The sequence below is a fragment of the Asticcacaulis excentricus CB 48 genome (assembly GCF_000175215.2).
GTDB lineage: Bacteria > Pseudomonadota > Alphaproteobacteria > Caulobacterales > Caulobacteraceae > Asticcacaulis > Asticcacaulis excentricus.
Window position 1 is genome coordinate 869,960 of the sequence record NC_014816.1, and the last position, 14,735, is coordinate 884,694.

Below are 14,735 nucleotides of genomic sequence, written 5' to 3' on the forward strand. Positions count from 1 at the left end.
GGTTGAAACCTGAGGAGACCGGACATGACTTCATCGCGTACTCACGCCTCACGTCGTTCCTTACTGCAAGGTCTTGGGGCCGCAGCGGTGGGCATCAGTTTCGGCGGACTGTCGGCCTGTTCGCAGGGGGCCAGCCCCTCTGGCGGTGAAGGCAACAAGCTGAACTTCTACAACTGGGACACCTATATCGGCACCAACACGCTGGCCGATTTCAAAAAGGCCGCCGGTATCGACGTCAACATGTCGATCTTCGCCACCAATGACGAGCTGTTCGCCAAGATGAAGACCGGCAATTCCGGCTTTGACGTCATTGTGCCGTCGAATGACTTCGTTGAGCGCCTGTCGCAGGCCGACCTGCTTCTGCCGCTCGATCACGCCAAGCTGCCCAACCTCAAAAATATCGACCCGGCCTTTTTGGACGTGGCCTATGATCCGGGTCGCAAATGGTCGGCGCCTTATACCTGGCTGGTGCTGGGCATCGGCTATCGGAAGTCGAAAATGCCGGCGGGCTTCAAGCCGGATTCGTGGAAATACCTGTTCGATTCCGATCAGTTCAAGGGCAAGATCGCGGTCTTGTCCGAGGCCGGGGACATGATCCGTCTGGGAGCCAAATACCTCGGCCATTCCGTCAATGGCCTCGATCAGGCGACCATTGATAAGGTCACCGAAATGCTGATCAAGCAGAAGCCCAATATCAAGGCCTTCCACGAAGACAATGGGCAAGACATGCTGTTGTCGAAAGAGGTCGATCTGGTTCTTGAATATAATGGCGACATTGCGCAGGTGAAGACCGAGGACGACGATATCGACTTCATCATCCCCAAGGAAGGCTCTCAGCTCAATTCCGACAACTGGTGTATCCCCAAGGACTCCGCGCGCCCGGAAAACGCCCACCGCTTCATCAACTACATGATGGACGCGCAGGCCTCGAAACACATTTTTGAGACCATCCTCTACCCGACGACCAATGCCGCAGCCAAAGCGCTGATGCCGGATACCTACAAGAATAACCCCATCATCTTCCCCTCGACTGAAGAATTGGCGCGCTGCGAATACGCCGCCTTCGACGCCGCAAAGGCGCAGGTCTATGAAGACGCCATGACCAAGATCAAGGCCGCCTGAGACAACTAACCGCCGCAGGTGCCCGCATCTGCGGCGGTCCGGCTTTTGTGTGTGCAAAGGGGACTGCCTATGGAACAGAGCTGGCGTCAGGCCAAGGGACTTTTTGCCGCGTTGATGAGCGCGCCGTTTGTCTGGCTGGTCTTCTTTTTCTTCGTGCCGCTGGGCATTGTCTGGCTCTACAGCTTCGGTGAAAATCGTGGCCTGATCGACATTGCCTTCACAGGGACCTGGAGCAACTACGCCAAGGCGCTGGAGCCCCTCTATCTCGGCATTTTCGCCAAATCCCTGTGGGTAGCGGCCCTTACCACCTTCCTCTGCGTGGTGATCGGTTTTCCGGTGGCGCTGGCCATCACCTTTTCGCCGGACAAGTGGAAGCCGTGGCTTTTGCTGCTGGTCATGCTGCCCTTCTGGACCAATCTGCTGATCCGCACATACGCCCTGATCGCCGTTCTGCGCAGTGAGGGCTATGTCAATCAGACCTATCGCTTCCTGTGGGAACACGCGTCGGGCGTGATGACGCTGATCGGGCTTCAACCACTCGGCACGTTTCAGCCGCTGGAGTTGCTGTATAACAATTTTGCCGTGGTGCTGGGCCTCGTCTACGTGCATCTGCCGTTTATGATTCTGCCGCTGTATTCGACGCTCGACCGCCTAGACCGTTCGCTGCTTGAGGCCTCGCTTGATCTGGGCGCCGGGCATATCCGCACGATGTTCTCGATTGTAATACCTCTAGCCGGGGCGGGGATAGCTTCGGGCGTGCTGATCACCTTTATCCCGGCGCTGGGGGCCTATTTGACGCCGGACCTTTTGGGCGGCACGGACTCGCAGATGATTGCCAATGTGATCGAAAGCCAGTTCAAGCGCGCCAATAACTGGCCTTTTGGCGCGGCCCTGTGCTTCATTTTGGTCTATCTGACCTTTATCGGGATCGCCATTCAGGGCCTGCTCGACAGCACGGCGAAGAAGCGGGGGATGGCATGAGCGACGCAGCTACCGTGAAGGTCTCTCCGCCAAAGAAAGAACGTCCTGGCCCGCTGGACTATATGCGCCGCTGGCCCATTCAAGCGTGGCTGATCGCGGTGACGATCTTCCTCTACGCGCCGCTGATCTCGCTGATGGTCTTTTCCTTCAATGACTCAAAGCGCAACGTCGTGTGGCAGGGCTTTACGCTGAAATACTACGAAAAGGCCCTGACCAATGCTAGCCTGATTGAAGCCTTCAGCAACTCCCTCGTCATCGCCCTGTGTTCGACCATACTATCGGTGATCGTCGGGGCAATGGCTGCCATTGCCTTGTGGCGCTTCCGCTTTCCCGGCCGTACGGCTTTTGATGCGGGCATGGCTATTCCCATCGTGGTGCCGGAAATCTGCATGGGCGTAGGCATGCTGGTCTTCTTCGCCAAGATCTTCCCCTGGCCGCAGGGCCTGCCGTGGCCTCTCAATCTCGGGGCCATCATCATCGCCCACGTCTCGTTCAGCTTCCCCTTCGTGGCGGTGGTAGTGCGCGCACGTCTGGCCTCCTTCAACCGTGAGCTTGAGGAAGCTGCCAAGGATCTGGGGGCCAGCGAATGGCGCACTTTGCTGGACGTATTGGTGCCGCATATTCAACCGTCGCTGATCGCCGGGGCGCTTCTGGCCTTCACCCTGTCGCTCGATGATTTCGTGATTACGTTCTTCACCTCCGGACCCGACACCGTGACCTTCCCGGTGAAGATCTATTCGATGGTGCGTTTCTCGGTGACGCCTGAGGTCAATGCCGCCTCGACCATACTGATCGTAGTGACGGTCCTGCTCACCTTCCTCGCCTTGAAATTCCAGGGGACCAGCGCCCTGACCGCCGGCCACGGCACAGAAAAGAAGTGACGGAGACATACTGATGTCTGAAGACAAGACCATCATCAGCTTCGAGAACGTCTCCAAGCGCTTTGGCAAGAATACCGCCGTGGACAATGTGTCGCTCGACATCAAAGAGGGCGAATTCTTCTCCCTTCTGGGTCCTTCGGGCTGTGGCAAGACTACGCTTTTGCGCATGCTGGCCGGGTTTGAGATGCCGACTGAGGGCCGCATCCTGATCGACGGTAAAGACGTCTCCAACACCCCGCCGAACAAGCGACCGGTGAACATGGTCTTTCAGTCCTACGCCGTCTTCCCGCATATGAGCGTGCTCGATAATGTCGCCTACGGCCTGAAGATGGATGGCGTGCCGCAGGCTGAGCGCCGTCAGCGCGCCGAAGAAGCGCTGGAGCTGGTCAAGCTCGGCGGTTTCGGTGAGCGCAAGCCGGACCAGATGTCGGGCGGTCAGCGGCAGCGCGTGGCGCTGGCCCGTGCACTGGTCAAAAAGCCCCGCGTGCTGTTGCTCGATGAGCCGCTGTCGGCGCTCGATGCTAAGCTGCGCGACGCGATGCGAACCGAGCTGGCGCTCTTGCAAGAGAAGGTCGGTATTACCTTCATCATGGTCACCCATGATCAGGACGAGGCGCTGGCTATGGCGACGCGCTGCGCGGTGATGAACCGCGGACTGCTGCAGCAGGTGGCCACACCCTTCGATCTCTATGAGTTCCCCAATTCGCGTTTTGTCGCCGACTTCATCGGCAGCGTGAACCTGTTTGAAGGGACGCTCGACGTCGATGAGCCAGACCACGCCATAATCAATACGCGCGACATTGGGCCCATCTATCTCGACCATGGCGTGACCGGCGCGACAGGGGCGACCGTCTGGGCGGCGCTGCGACCGGAAAAGATCGAGATGGAGAAGTTCGACCACAAACCGACGAAGATGGAAGACGCCCCAGAAGGCTATAACATCGTCGCCGGGACCATCCGTTTGATGACCTATCTGGGGTCAGAAACGGTCTATGAGGTCGAGTTGCAAAGCGGCCGAATGGTCAAGGTGCTGCGCTCCAACCTCACGCGTTGGGATCAGGAAGACTTCACCTGGGATGAGAAGGTTTGGCTGTCCTTCAACGCCTGCGCGCCTGCGGCCTTGCTAAGCTAAGCGCATGTAACTGTCCCTAGTTTACTGGTGTGCATCGCAAGCGGGCCTATAGCTTTCGCGAGCGGTGGGACCGCACGAGCCGCAAGAAAGCAACCCAATTCTTCTTTTTGATTTGGCCGAGACCGCTGGCATCGTTATGCCGCTTCTGCGGTAGTCTCGCCATGAAGCCGCACCCCGACGAAATCAGCGCCTGCGTAGACGAGGGATGTCATGCTGTCCTCTTCCTAGTCGGGCCGACTAGCACACCTCTTAAACGCTTAAAACCCCACCGAGTATTAGGCAGTCACCATTGCCAACCAAAGCGCCAGCGCTTAACCCCCTGTAGAAAACGTCTGGCAGTTCATGCCCGAGAACGGGTTGTTTCACCGCAAGGTCACTTCCGATGACCATATCGTTGGCCGCTGCCGTGCAACGTGGACTCAAGCTCTAAGAGCACCCTAAGGGCACCATGTTTCTTGCGTTTCGGGAATAGACCCAGAAGTACCGATCAAAGCAGGTCGACATAGGGCGGCATTCGCGCTGCAAATTACTCTCGCTTCTCCTAAAACCCCTTGCCCTTTCGGGGCAAATGTTCCACTGAAAGCCGCAGATTTTCAGGAGGGGTGCATCCATGTTCGGCTGGTTGTTCGGCAACAAAAAATCGAAGGCCAAAGCGGCTAAGACGCAAGCGTCTCAGGCCCCGGTCGTGGATGCCCCGGCAGTAACGGAGACTCCCGTCATGACCAAAACTACCCGCACCGAAACCGATACCTTTGGCCCCATCGAGGTCGATAATTCGAAATACTGGGGCGCGCAGGCGCAGCGCAGCCTCGGCAATTTCAAGATCGGCTGGGAAAAGCAGCCCCTGCCGGTGGTGCGGGCGCTGGGGATCGTGAAGCGTGCGGCGGCGGAAACCAATCAGTCTTTGGGCAAGCTGGACGCCACCATCGCCAATGCCATCATTGCGGCGGCCAACGAAGTGATCGACGGCAAGCTCAATGACCACTTCCCGCTGGTGGTGTGGCAGACCGGTTCGGGCACACAGTCCAACATGAACGCCAACGAAGTCATCTCCAACCGCGCGATCGAAATTCTGGGCGGTGAGATGGGCTCGAAAAAGCCAGTGCACCCCAACGACCACGTGAATATGTCGCAGTCGTCGAACGACACCTATCCGACCGCCATGCACGTGGCCTGCGCTGAGCAGATCGTGCACGACCTGTTGCCGGCGCTGAAGCACCTGCATGCCGCGCTCGATGCCAAGGCGAAGGCCTGGGCCGAGATCATCAAGATCGGCCGCACCCATACGCAAGATGCCACGCCGCTGACACTGGGTCAGGAGTTTTCAGGCTATGCCAAGCAGGTTGAAAACGGAATTGCGCGTATTGAATCGACCCTGCCCGCGCTGATGCAACTGGCTCAGGGCGGCACGGCCGTCGGCACCGGGCTCAATGCGCCGATTGGCTTTGCTGAAGGAGTGGCCGAAGCCATTGCGCGCATCACGGGGCTGGGTTTCACCACGGCGCCGAACAAGTTTGAAGCGCTGGCGGCGCATGACGCCATGGTTTTCTCGCACGGTGCCATCAATACGGTGGCCGCTTCGCTCTTCAAGATCGCCAACGATATTCGCTTCCTCGGTTCGGGGCCGCGCGCAGGCTTGGGCGAACTGGCCCTGCCGGAAAACGAGCCCGGCTCGTCCATCATGCCGGGTAAGGTCAACCCGACGCAGTGCGAGGCGCTCACGCAGGTCTGCGTGCAGGTTTTCGGCAACCACGCCGCCCTGACCTTTGCCGGGTCGCAGGGGCATTTTGAGCTGAATGTCTTTAACCCGGTGATGGCCTATAACTTCCTGCAATCGGTGCGTCTGCTGGCCGACGCGGCGGTGAGCTTCACCGATAACTGTGTGGTGGGGATCGAGCCGCGCATCGACAATATTCGTAAGGGTGTCGAGAACTCGCTGATGCTGGTCACGGCGCTGAACGGGCGTCTGGGCTATGACGCCTGCGCCAAGATCGCCAAGACCGCGCACAAGAACGGCACGACGTTGCGTGAAGAGGCGGTCGGCGGCGGGTATCTGACAAATGAAGAGTTTGATCAGTATGTCCGCCCGGAAAACATGGTCAGCCCCGGTTAATTGGCGCTTTCCAAAACAAGAAGGCAACGGCGCGGGCGTAATCCCGCGCCGTTTGTGTTTGGGTCGTTCGTCCTGGTTGCCATCTTGTCATAATGGTTAATTTGTTCCATTTTGCCGCAGGGTCAGGGGGAATGAATGTGTTTAGCGAAGCCGAAAAGAAGCTGATCGAGGCCGTGCGCGAAGGGCGTGAAGCCCGATTTGAAGCGTCGGAAGTTATTGAATCGTCTCTGATCTGTAAGCTGATGCTGGGCCTGCCGCTCAGCCCGCTGATTGAGCCTGTGATGACGCCGGGGGGGGTGCGTATTTTCGGCGCCATTATCCGGGGACGCATTAATCTCGACAATGGGCGTGGCGTAGATGGCACCGTCATGCCAGGCCTTGTGTTGGATGACTGCCATATAGCGGATGGCATAGATATCTCTTACGCCCAATTGGGCAAGTTGTCGCTTGAACGCAGCGCCATCAGCGAGCTGAGAGGGGTTCGCGCTGTCATTCACGGTCAGCTGGTTGCCAATGACATTTATCCACCGAATGAAACGAGTTGCTGTTTTGTCAGCCTGCACTCTATCTGGGTCGAGGGAGATATTCAGTTTCGGCGCGCGCGTCTGCGCGAAACCCCCGAGCGTGACAAGAACGGCACGGAACAGTTTGCAGTTGATTTGCGGAACTCCGTGGTTTCCGGCACGGTCTATATGCGAGACATCGATTGTAGCGGAACTATTGCTTTGTCGCTGGCCCGGATTGAAGGCCATGTTACCTTTCGGAACGCCAAGATCGTGCCCCGGGATGAGCGTGAAATGGCCGTTATGGCCCGCGACTGTCGGATCGGCGGCACGCTCACCCTGCGAAGCTTCGACGGGCAGTTCATCAGTAAAGGCGAAGTCAGCTTGTCGAGGTCTGTTTTCGGTGCCGTGGTCCTGGATGGCGCGCACATCCTGCCTGACCGTCTGGACGGCGTGGCCCTTGATCTGCACGGCTGTAGAATAGGCGGACGACTGCATTTTAAAAATGGTTTTCGTAATCTGGGCTTTACCGATCTGGAAGGGGTCTCCGTCGGCGCAGATATCGAAGCGCGCGGTGCGGCGTTTATTCTAGGGCTCAGTGCGATCGGGCTGGTGGTGGCCGGCGAGTGCGACCTCTCAGAAGTCGTCACCAATGATGCTCAGATTGATTTGCAGGATGCGCGTATCGGACGGGCGCTAAAGATTGGCGGGCTTCATGCCAATGTCGACCTCAGGCGAGCGCAAACCCGCTCATTTGACGATCTGGGGGAGTGTGATCGTAACGAAAAAATCAAGTTGGACGGCTTCGTGTATGAACGGTTGGAACACCCTATCCGCTTTGGCAATATCAACAGGACCGACAAAGAGCGTTTGAAATGGCTGGCGCGTCAGGGGAGTGGGTATACCTACAGGCGCAGGCAGGTTTTGAGCCATATGATCTGGGGCTCGCCGCGCCTGACCGTCGTACAGGCAGAGTATAAGCCACAGCCCTTCGTGCAACTTGCCAATGTCCTGATGGCGCAAGGTCTGGAGGGCGAGTGCCGGCAGATATTAAAGGCTAAACAATGGGTGGAAACACGCCATTTACGCTCTCCCTTCCGATGGTTCATGAAGCTTTTTGGCCTTCTGTACGGATTCGGCTATTCCTCTGCGCGTGCCTCTGTAACCTTGATCGCTTATTTCTTTATGGGGTGGGTGTGCTTTCATGTCGCGATTCAAAACGGTTTTCTCGTTTATGACACCCAGCCGGTAGCGGCCTATGTCGGCGGTCAAACTTCTGTCCTCGACGGCACACCCGTAATGATCGAAGCACCTCCGGACGTCGTCAAAGCCACCTCCCTGTTTTGTCGCGAAGTCGATCCGGCCTATTATGCACTGGATCTGATGGTACCCCTTGTGGACTTGCACGTCGAAGACAAGTGCCAGATCAACGATGCACCGGGTGACCGCTTTCTTACCTTTCAGCGGCTCAGTCAGTTTATTAATCAGCAAAGCGAAGCCGCGAGTATACCGCTTCGGATTCCACAGCTTAACAACGCTCTGATTGAAGGCGATGTAATCAGTGCTTTCTGGAGATTTTTCCATAAGGCCTATGCCATGTCGGGCTGGCTGATTGTGTCTCTGTCTATACTGACCTTTTCGGGGCTTTTGAGGCACAGAGAAAAATAAGAAAACGGGCGGAAGATCAGACTTCCGCCCGTTTTTTTGGCCGTTTGTATTTATGTGGCTGTGCGGTGGGCATCAGCGCCTCCCTGTCGTTACGCGTCACTCATCTGTCAGCATCGCTCAAATAGCGAGCAGGGCGACGGTAGCGAGGGCGGCGAAAGACAGGAAGAACAGGCCGGTCAGAGCGTTGGTCATGGCAATGATCCTTAAGCAATGGTGAGGAGCGAGATCACGCAGAAGGCGGTGATCGACAGGAAGTAGAGCGGGGTGAGGTAGCGGGTCATGGTGTATTCCGTTCGTTTTGTATAAGTAATGGCTCAGATGCTGAGCAGGGCGATGGTCAGAAAGGCGGCAAAGCTGAGGAATGTAACGCCGGTGAGAGAGATTTGCATGATGATATCCTTTCGGTTAGGTAAGTATTCGGTTTTAGATTTGTTTGTATGGGGCGGCGTTTCGTCCGCCGGTGAGGTGGGTATGCCGCAGCCCAGTGATAGTTTCAAATTAAATGAACGTCATGAACGGGATTTAATCATTTGATTTATTTAATGAATTTTGCGTAATAACTTACGGGCCTGTAATGTGGCCAAAAGTTGAGCCCGATCAGGGCTTTATCCGGCGCGGCGCCTTTGCTATAGCAGATCTGTTCCCGACGAGACGCGCCGTACCGGGACCGGAGTGAGCGCATCCCCAAAAGTGCCCTGCGGTTATGGGCGTACGGATGCGCGGCAAAACTGCCGGACAGACAAGACGACGCTCCCTGACATGTTGTTATCAAAGGAGTGCGTTATGACGACGGTCTTATCGATGCCGTGGGTGTATCTGATTATTGCGGGGCTGCTCGAGGTGTGCTGGGCCATAGGGCTGAAATACAGCCACGGCTTTACGAAGGCAGTGCCGAGCCTGTTCACGCTTGTGACCCTGGCCGGAAGCATGTTGTTGCTGGCCAAGGCCGCGCAAAGCCTGCCTATCGGCACGGCCTATGGCGTGTGGGTGGGGATCGGGGCGCTGGGGGCGGCGATCCTCGGCATTGTGTTGTTCCACGAAGCGGTAACGCCGATGCGGCTCCTGTTTCTGGGGATGCTTCTGGTGGCGATTATCGGTCTGAAGGCGACGTCGGTTTGAGTCCCCCTAACTTCAGGCCATCGGCTTTAGGCGAGGAGGGCGAGATTTTTCTTACAGCGACCCAAAGTGTTGAAATTCGGAAAGGCGGCCACCAACGCACGAACCGATGTCGCTACGCGCATCAGTTTTGTGCGGTCCCCCTTCCCGACAAGTCGGGGAGAGACAAGGGAGCGTGCTTTCACGCCAGCCGCACAAAAAACAGCACCCACATCGTTAGCAGCACCGCCACCGACCCCGCAAAGGCCAGCAGCCGGAACAGGATGTGGTTGATCGTCACATGGATCAGGCTGTGCAGGATACGCAGGGCCACATACGCCCAGGCCAGTATCATTTGCACATCGCTGACCGTCTTCGTGACGAACAGCATCAGGCACAGAACGTAGAACAGCACCGGGAGCTCACACAGACTCGAATAATTCCGGCTGATTAGGCGGCTCTGTTTCGGCACTCGCTCGCTTTCGCCAAAAGCAAAGTCGCGCGGCGTCACCTTTCCGGCCTTCGCCGCCGCGATGCGGGTGATCAGGATGCCCGTCAGCATGACAAAGGTGAGGGCGGCCAGCGCCCCCATCGGCCACAGGATCAGAAGCGTGTTGGGCATAGGGCCTCCGGCTTTTTCTTTTTGAGCATGACACGATCCGCCGGTTTCGGCTACTGACGCCTCCTGACCGGCACGGCTGCCATGCGTGCGGGCCCCATCCGAGAGCTATACCATGCTGACCGCCCTGTTTCGCCGTTTTGAGCGCCTGATCGACCCGTTCCGGCCCTATCCGGAAGCGACCCCGCCGGCGGCTATTGTGCCCTATTTCCTGGTCTATCTGCGTCAGACCTGGCCCGTCTTTGCCGGTGTTCTGGCGGCGGGGCTTCTGGTCACCCTCACCGAAGTAATGATCTTCCGCTTTATCGCCGACATAGTGGATATGCTCAACACCACCCCGCCATCGCACCTGTGGGCGCAGCACGGCCGCTATTTTATCGCCATGCTTCTTCTGCTGGGCATAGGCTGGCCGCTGCTGGTGCTGATCCAGTCGCTGTTGCTGCAACAGGGAGTGACGACCAACTTTCCGGCCCTGATCCGCTGGCAGTCGCATCGCCACGTCGTGCGTCAGTCGATGAGCTTTTTCTCCAATGACTTCGCTGGTCGCGTGGCGTCCAAAGTCGTCGATAGCGCGTCGAGCGTGCGCAACACCCTGATAACCCTGTGCGACACCTTCCTTTACGTCCTGGTCTATTTCTCCAGTGCGCTTTACCTGTTCTTTCAGGCCGATATCCGCCTGATCGTGCCGCTGAGCCTGTGGCTGATCACCTATGCCCTGATCTGCTGGCGCTTTGTCCCCAAGCTGTCCAGCGCCTCCGAACGCGCCTCCGAAGCCCGTTCGGCGCTGGTCGGTCGCGTGGTCGATAGCTACACCAATATCCAGACGGTCAAGCTGTTCGCCGACCCGTCGCGCGAAGACGCCTATGTGCGTGAGGCGCTGGAGGACAACACCGCCAAATGGCAGCACCAGCAGCGCCTGATCACGCGGCTGGATATCCTTGTGGCCGCCCTCAATGCCGCCCTTCTGCTTTCTACCGGCATGCTGGCCGTCTGGCTGTGGGGGCAGGGGCTGATCACCGTAGGGGCCATCGCTCTGGTCGGGGCTTTGACGCAGCGCGTGCTCAACATGTCCGGCTGGGTGATGTTTCAGGTTACCAGCCTGTTTGAAAATATCGGCACGGTGCAGAACGGGATAGAGACCATCGCCAGGGCCCACAGCGTCAGCGACGCGCCTGACGCGCAACCGCTAAGCGTCACGGCGGGAGAGGTAAAATTTGAGCGGGTTCGTTTCAATTATGCCGAAGGCAAACCCGCTTTGAACGGCATCGACCTGACGATTGCGCCGGGCGAGAAGATCGGTCTGGTCGGTCCGTCCGGCGCGGGCAAATCGACCTTGGTCAATGTCTTTTTGCGCCTTTATGACCTCAGCGAAGGGCGCATTCGCATCGATGGCCAGGACATTGCGCAGGTCACACAGGACAGTCTTCGCACCCATATCGGCATGGTGACGCAGGATACGTCTTTGCTTCACCGCTCGATCCGCGCCAATATCGCCTATGGCCGGCCGGGGGCTTCGGATGAAGAGATCATCGAAGCCGCGCGCCGCGCCCACGCCTGGGACTTCATCCCCGACCTGCGCGACAATAAGGGTCGCTCCGGCCTTGACGCCCATGTGGGCGAGCGCGGCGTCAAGCTGTCCGGCGGTCAGAGGCAGCGCATCGCCATCGCCCGCGTCTTGCTAAAAAACGCGCCGATCCTGATCATGGACGAAGCCACCGCTGCGCTCGATTCCGAGGTCGAAGCCGCCATTCAGGACAGCCTGATCGAACTAATGCAGGACAAGACGGTCATCGCCATCGCGCACCGCCTGAGTACAATCGCGCGCATGGACCGGCTGGTCGTACTGGACGAAGGGCGGATCATCGAAACGGGCACCCACGCCGAGCTTCTGGCGACGCAGGGCCTTTATGCCCGCCTGTGGGCCCGCCAGACGGGCGGCTTTATCGCGGAATGATCTTACACCAGACCGTCCAGCGGCTTGACGCTGAGCGCGCCGGGGAACACGTCGGTCTGTAGCCGCCGCACATCAGCTCCCAGATGGTCGCGTGCCACGCCCATCACCACAGAGCGCAGGTCGGTGGTAGGCGTGAGGTCGCGGCCTTCATAGAGCTGCGTGGCTTTTAGCCCCGGCCAGTCGGCGATCACGCGCCCTCCCTTGACCGCGCCACCGGCGAGGAAGGCCGTCGTTGCCTGACCGTGGTCGGAGCCATGCGTGCCGTTAAAACGCGCCGTGCGGCCAAACTCGGTCGCCACGAGCACCACCGTGTCGGCCCATTTCGCCCCCAGACCCTGTTCAAAGGCGGCCAGAGACTGATCAAGCCCCCCCAGAAGTTGCGTCAAACGACGCTCTTCGGCGGTGTGCGTGTCCCAGCCGTCAAAGGCCATGGCGGCGATGCGTGGGCCGTCGTCTCGCCCCATCAGGGCTGCCGCCCCCTTAGACATATCGACCATGGCCCCGGCCGGGCCGCCGCCACCCATCATCGCGTTCATACCCGACGCGATCTTACCCGTGTCGATGCCCTCTTGCAGCACGGTCATCAGGGCCGGGTCGGTTTCACCGTAGAGTCGCAAAAGGCGTGGAGCGAGGTCGGGATCGGCGGCCTTCAACTGCTGCGGGGCCCAGCCGAGCAAGGGGGCTTCGCCGCGGATGACCAGCGGCGTCAGCGTGCCGACCGACAGCGATTTTTGCGCCGCGCCGATCTTTGCCCCTTGCCCCAGCGACAGGATCAGGCGGTTGAGCCAGCCCGTATCGGCGTGGCCGGGTACATCAAAGCCCGACTCCAGCACGTCCTGCCCGTCGAAATGCGACCGATTGCGATAGGGGGTGGCCGAAGCGTGGACAATCGCCGCCTGACCCGCCCCATAAAGGCGTTTCAGGTTGGGCATGGCCGGGTTCAGCGCAAAAAAGCCGTTGAGCGGCAGGGCCTCACCCTCCCATGCCGGGGGGCGCAAAGTGGAGAAATCGGGGTCGCCGACTGGCGGCACGGCGGCAAGCCCATCCAGCGCTCCTCGCAGGATGATGACGACGAAACGCGGATCGCGTCCGGCAGCAAAGGCGCTCTGCGGCAGGACAGCCGAGGCAAACAGGCCGGTGGAGGCGACGAGGAAGGAGCGGCGGTTCATATCAACGCCTCATAAATTCGGGGGAAAGGAGCACGAGGGCAAGGCCCTGCGGACGGGTTTCGGCCAAAGCGACCGAACGGCGGGTGGTCTCGGAGATCAGGCCTTTCAGCCGCTCTTCGGCAAAGAGGCGCGGGTCGGTCCGTTCGGCGAGGCGCTCCGAGAGCTGATAGGCGAGGTCGAGGCGGTTGTTCAGGCCTTCGGGGGTGGCCCAGACGCTGGCCAGATCGGAAAAGCCATTGGGGCCTGGCGGCTGCCACAGGGGCTGACCCAGCACGCGCAGGGTTTGCAGGAAACGCTGCGGCTGGATCGGCGTATCCAGCGCCCGTAGGCTGGCGATCACGTATTCCTGCGGCGGGCGCAGCTTGGCGCGCGGCGCGCTCCAGCTCTCTTCGGCCGTGATCAGGGCCGCATAGACGGCGTTGAGGTCGCCGTCGGTCTCAAGGAACCGCTGGCTCACCCGTTTGACCAGTGCGGGTGGCGGCTGATCGCTGACGAAGTGGCGCACAAGCTTGGTGGCGATGTGTTTGGCCGTTGCGGGGTGGCGGGTGAGGTCTTCGAGCACGCGCACGCCCTGCGCTTCGCCGTCATCGGCGTAGGTCTTGCCCATGATCGTTTGCGGGCCCGGCTCGTGGGCATTGGGGTTGAAGCGGAAGCCGTCGCCCTGTCCGCTGCGGTCGATCCCCCAGCCGGTTATCACCTTGGCAAAGCGCGTCACATCAGCCTGCGTGTAGCCGCCATTGACACCAAGCGTGTGCAGCTCCAGGATTTCACGCGCCAGATTTTCGTTCAGGCCGCGCCTGCCATTGCGGTTGGCGCGCGCGTTCGGCCCGATCGAGGCATCATTGTCCAGATAGACCTGCATGGCTGGATGACGCTCGGCGGCCAGCACCAGGTCGCGGAAGCGGCCGGTGATGTGCGGGCGGATGGCCTCGCGCTCATAGGCCCCGGCCAGTAGCCGCACGGGCAGGCCCTTATCGACCGACACGGCGAAATGATTGGCCCAGAACATCACCAGCCGCTCATGGAAACCGATGCGGGCGTCGCCCCACACCTTTAGCCGCGCGGCGACTTCGGCAAAGCTGACAGCTTGAGGCAGGCGCTGATCGTCCATTACGGGCGGCGCAGGCTTGCTGGCTACCTTTGGCATCCCATTTTCGGCCCTGTCGCCGGCCATATCAGACGTGGCTATAGGGTGGCTGACTTGAACAGTGCCCTGCGTTTGCGCCTTCAACTCGCGTCGCTCTTTACGGGCGCGGTTATAGGCGGCCAACTGCGTGAGCAGTTCCGGCGTCGGCGGCAAGGCCGTGGAAAAGCCCAGATCGCGCTGCACGTCGCTGAGGCTCATGCTGAGGGCCGGGGGCGATGTCAACTCCGCCAGCAACGCCGCGCGCGCATCGCCGGTGGCCGCGTTGAGGCCTCTTGGCGTGATGCCCAATCCGAAACGGCTGAACGCTATGGCGGCTCGTGTGTCCGGGCTCATGACGCCTCCTCTGTCTTT

11 protein-coding genes are annotated in these 14,735 nt (G+C 59.5%); 8 read left to right on the forward strand and 3 right to left on the reverse strand.

The window, feature by feature from the left end; translation table 11 throughout:
• Positions 1-24 precede the first annotated feature (24 nt).
• From ASTEX_RS04070 to sugE, 7 genes are all read left to right on the forward strand, one after another.
• Complete coding sequence (locus ASTEX_RS04070; protein ID WP_013478341.1) at positions 25-1,122, forward strand: ABC transporter substrate-binding protein; 1,098 nt, start codon at positions 25-27, stop codon at positions 1,120-1,122.
• Positions 1,123-1,191: 69 nt separating this feature from the next.
• Positions 1,192-2,103, forward strand: coding sequence for an ABC transporter permease (locus ASTEX_RS04075; protein WP_013478342.1), 912 nt, complete (start codon positions 1,192-1,194; stop codon positions 2,101-2,103).
• Entirely contained in the window at positions 2,100-2,984 is an 885-nt protein-coding gene (locus tag ASTEX_RS04080) for an ABC transporter permease (RefSeq protein WP_013478343.1), read from the forward strand. Before ASTEX_RS04075 ends, ASTEX_RS04080 begins: the two co-directional genes overlap by 4 nt.
• A gap of 13 nt (positions 2,985-2,997) precedes the next feature.
• Positions 2,998-4,116 carry an ABC transporter ATP-binding protein gene (locus ASTEX_RS04085; protein WP_013478344.1) on the forward strand — a complete coding sequence of 373 codons (1,119 nt, stop codon included), beginning with the start codon at positions 2,998-3,000 and terminating at the stop codon, positions 4,114-4,116.
• A 718-nt stretch (positions 4,117-4,834) separates the two neighbouring features.
• Positions 4,835-6,229 carry a class II fumarate hydratase gene (gene fumC / locus ASTEX_RS04090; protein ID WP_041658872.1) on the forward strand — a complete coding sequence of 465 codons (1,395 nt, stop codon included), beginning with the start codon at positions 4,835-4,837 and terminating at the stop codon, positions 6,227-6,229.
• 137 nt (positions 6,230-6,366) lie between these two features.
• Positions 6,367-8,400 carry a hypothetical protein gene (locus ASTEX_RS04095; RefSeq protein ID WP_144004603.1) on the forward strand — a complete coding sequence of 678 codons (2,034 nt, stop codon included), beginning with the start codon at positions 6,367-6,369 and terminating at the stop codon, positions 8,398-8,400.
• 783 nt (positions 8,401-9,183) lie between these two features.
• Positions 9,184-9,519, forward strand: coding sequence for a quaternary ammonium compound efflux SMR transporter SugE (gene sugE / locus ASTEX_RS04105; RefSeq protein WP_013478348.1), 336 nt, complete (start codon positions 9,184-9,186; stop codon positions 9,517-9,519).
• Positions 9,520-9,697: 178 nt separating this feature from the next.
• Here the strand turns inward: sugE and ASTEX_RS04110 are convergent, their stop codons facing one another.
• Positions 9,698-10,117, reverse strand: coding sequence for an MAPEG family protein (locus ASTEX_RS04110; RefSeq protein ID WP_013478349.1), 420 nt, complete (start codon positions 10,115-10,117; stop codon positions 9,698-9,700).
• Between the two features lie 112 nt (positions 10,118-10,229).
• Between ASTEX_RS04110 and ASTEX_RS04115 the strand changes: the two genes are divergently transcribed.
• The gene (locus tag ASTEX_RS04115) at positions 10,230-12,068 is read left to right on the forward strand and encodes an ABC transporter ATP-binding protein (protein WP_013478350.1); all 1,839 of its coding nucleotides are present in this window, start codon (positions 10,230-10,232) and stop codon (positions 12,066-12,068) included.
• Between the two features lie 2 nt (positions 12,069-12,070).
• Here ASTEX_RS04115 and ASTEX_RS04120 read toward each other — a convergent pair whose 3' ends face one another.
• Both ASTEX_RS04120 and ASTEX_RS04125 read right to left on the reverse strand, forming a co-directional pair.
• Positions 12,071-13,237, reverse strand: coding sequence for a DUF1501 domain-containing protein (locus ASTEX_RS04120; RefSeq protein ID WP_013478351.1), 1,167 nt, complete (start codon positions 13,235-13,237; stop codon positions 12,071-12,073).
• A gap of 1 nt (position 13,238) precedes the next feature.
• Positions 13,239-14,717, reverse strand: a complete 1,479-nt coding sequence (locus ASTEX_RS04125) for a DUF1800 domain-containing protein (protein ID WP_013478352.1) — start codon at positions 14,715-14,717, stop codon at positions 13,239-13,241.
• Positions 14,718-14,735: the final 18 nt, after the last annotated feature.

Excerpts from the sequence above, each read along its gene's own strand:
- ASTEX_RS04080 (WP_013478343.1), top strand. The coding sequence starts at position 2,100 with ATGAGCGACGCAGCTACCGTGAAGGTCTCTCCGCCAAAGAAAGAACGT.
- ASTEX_RS04120 (WP_013478351.1), bottom strand. The coding sequence starts at position 13,237 with ATGAACCGCCGCTCCTTCCTCGTCGCCTCCACCGGCCTGTTTGCCTCG.
- ASTEX_RS04115 (WP_013478350.1), top strand. The coding sequence starts at position 10,230 with ATGCTGACCGCCCTGTTTCGCCGTTTTGAGCGCCTGATCGACCCGTTC.
- ASTEX_RS04085 (WP_013478344.1), top strand. The coding sequence starts at position 2,998 with ATGTCTGAAGACAAGACCATCATCAGCTTCGAGAACGTCTCCAAGCGC.
- fumC (WP_041658872.1), top strand. The coding sequence starts at position 4,835 with ATGACCAAAACTACCCGCACCGAAACCGATACCTTTGGCCCCATCGAG.
- ASTEX_RS04125 (WP_013478352.1), bottom strand. The coding sequence starts at position 14,717 with ATGAGCCCGGACACACGAGCCGCCATAGCGTTCAGCCGTTTCGGATTG.
- ASTEX_RS04070 (WP_013478341.1), top strand. The coding sequence starts at position 25 with ATGACTTCATCGCGTACTCACGCCTCACGTCGTTCCTTACTGCAAGGT.
- ASTEX_RS04110 (WP_013478349.1), bottom strand. The coding sequence starts at position 10,117 with ATGCCCAACACGCTTCTGATCCTGTGGCCGATGGGGGCGCTGGCCGCC.
- sugE (WP_013478348.1), top strand. The coding sequence starts at position 9,184 with ATGACGACGGTCTTATCGATGCCGTGGGTGTATCTGATTATTGCGGGG.
- ASTEX_RS04075 (WP_013478342.1), top strand. The coding sequence starts at position 1,192 with ATGGAACAGAGCTGGCGTCAGGCCAAGGGACTTTTTGCCGCGTTGATG.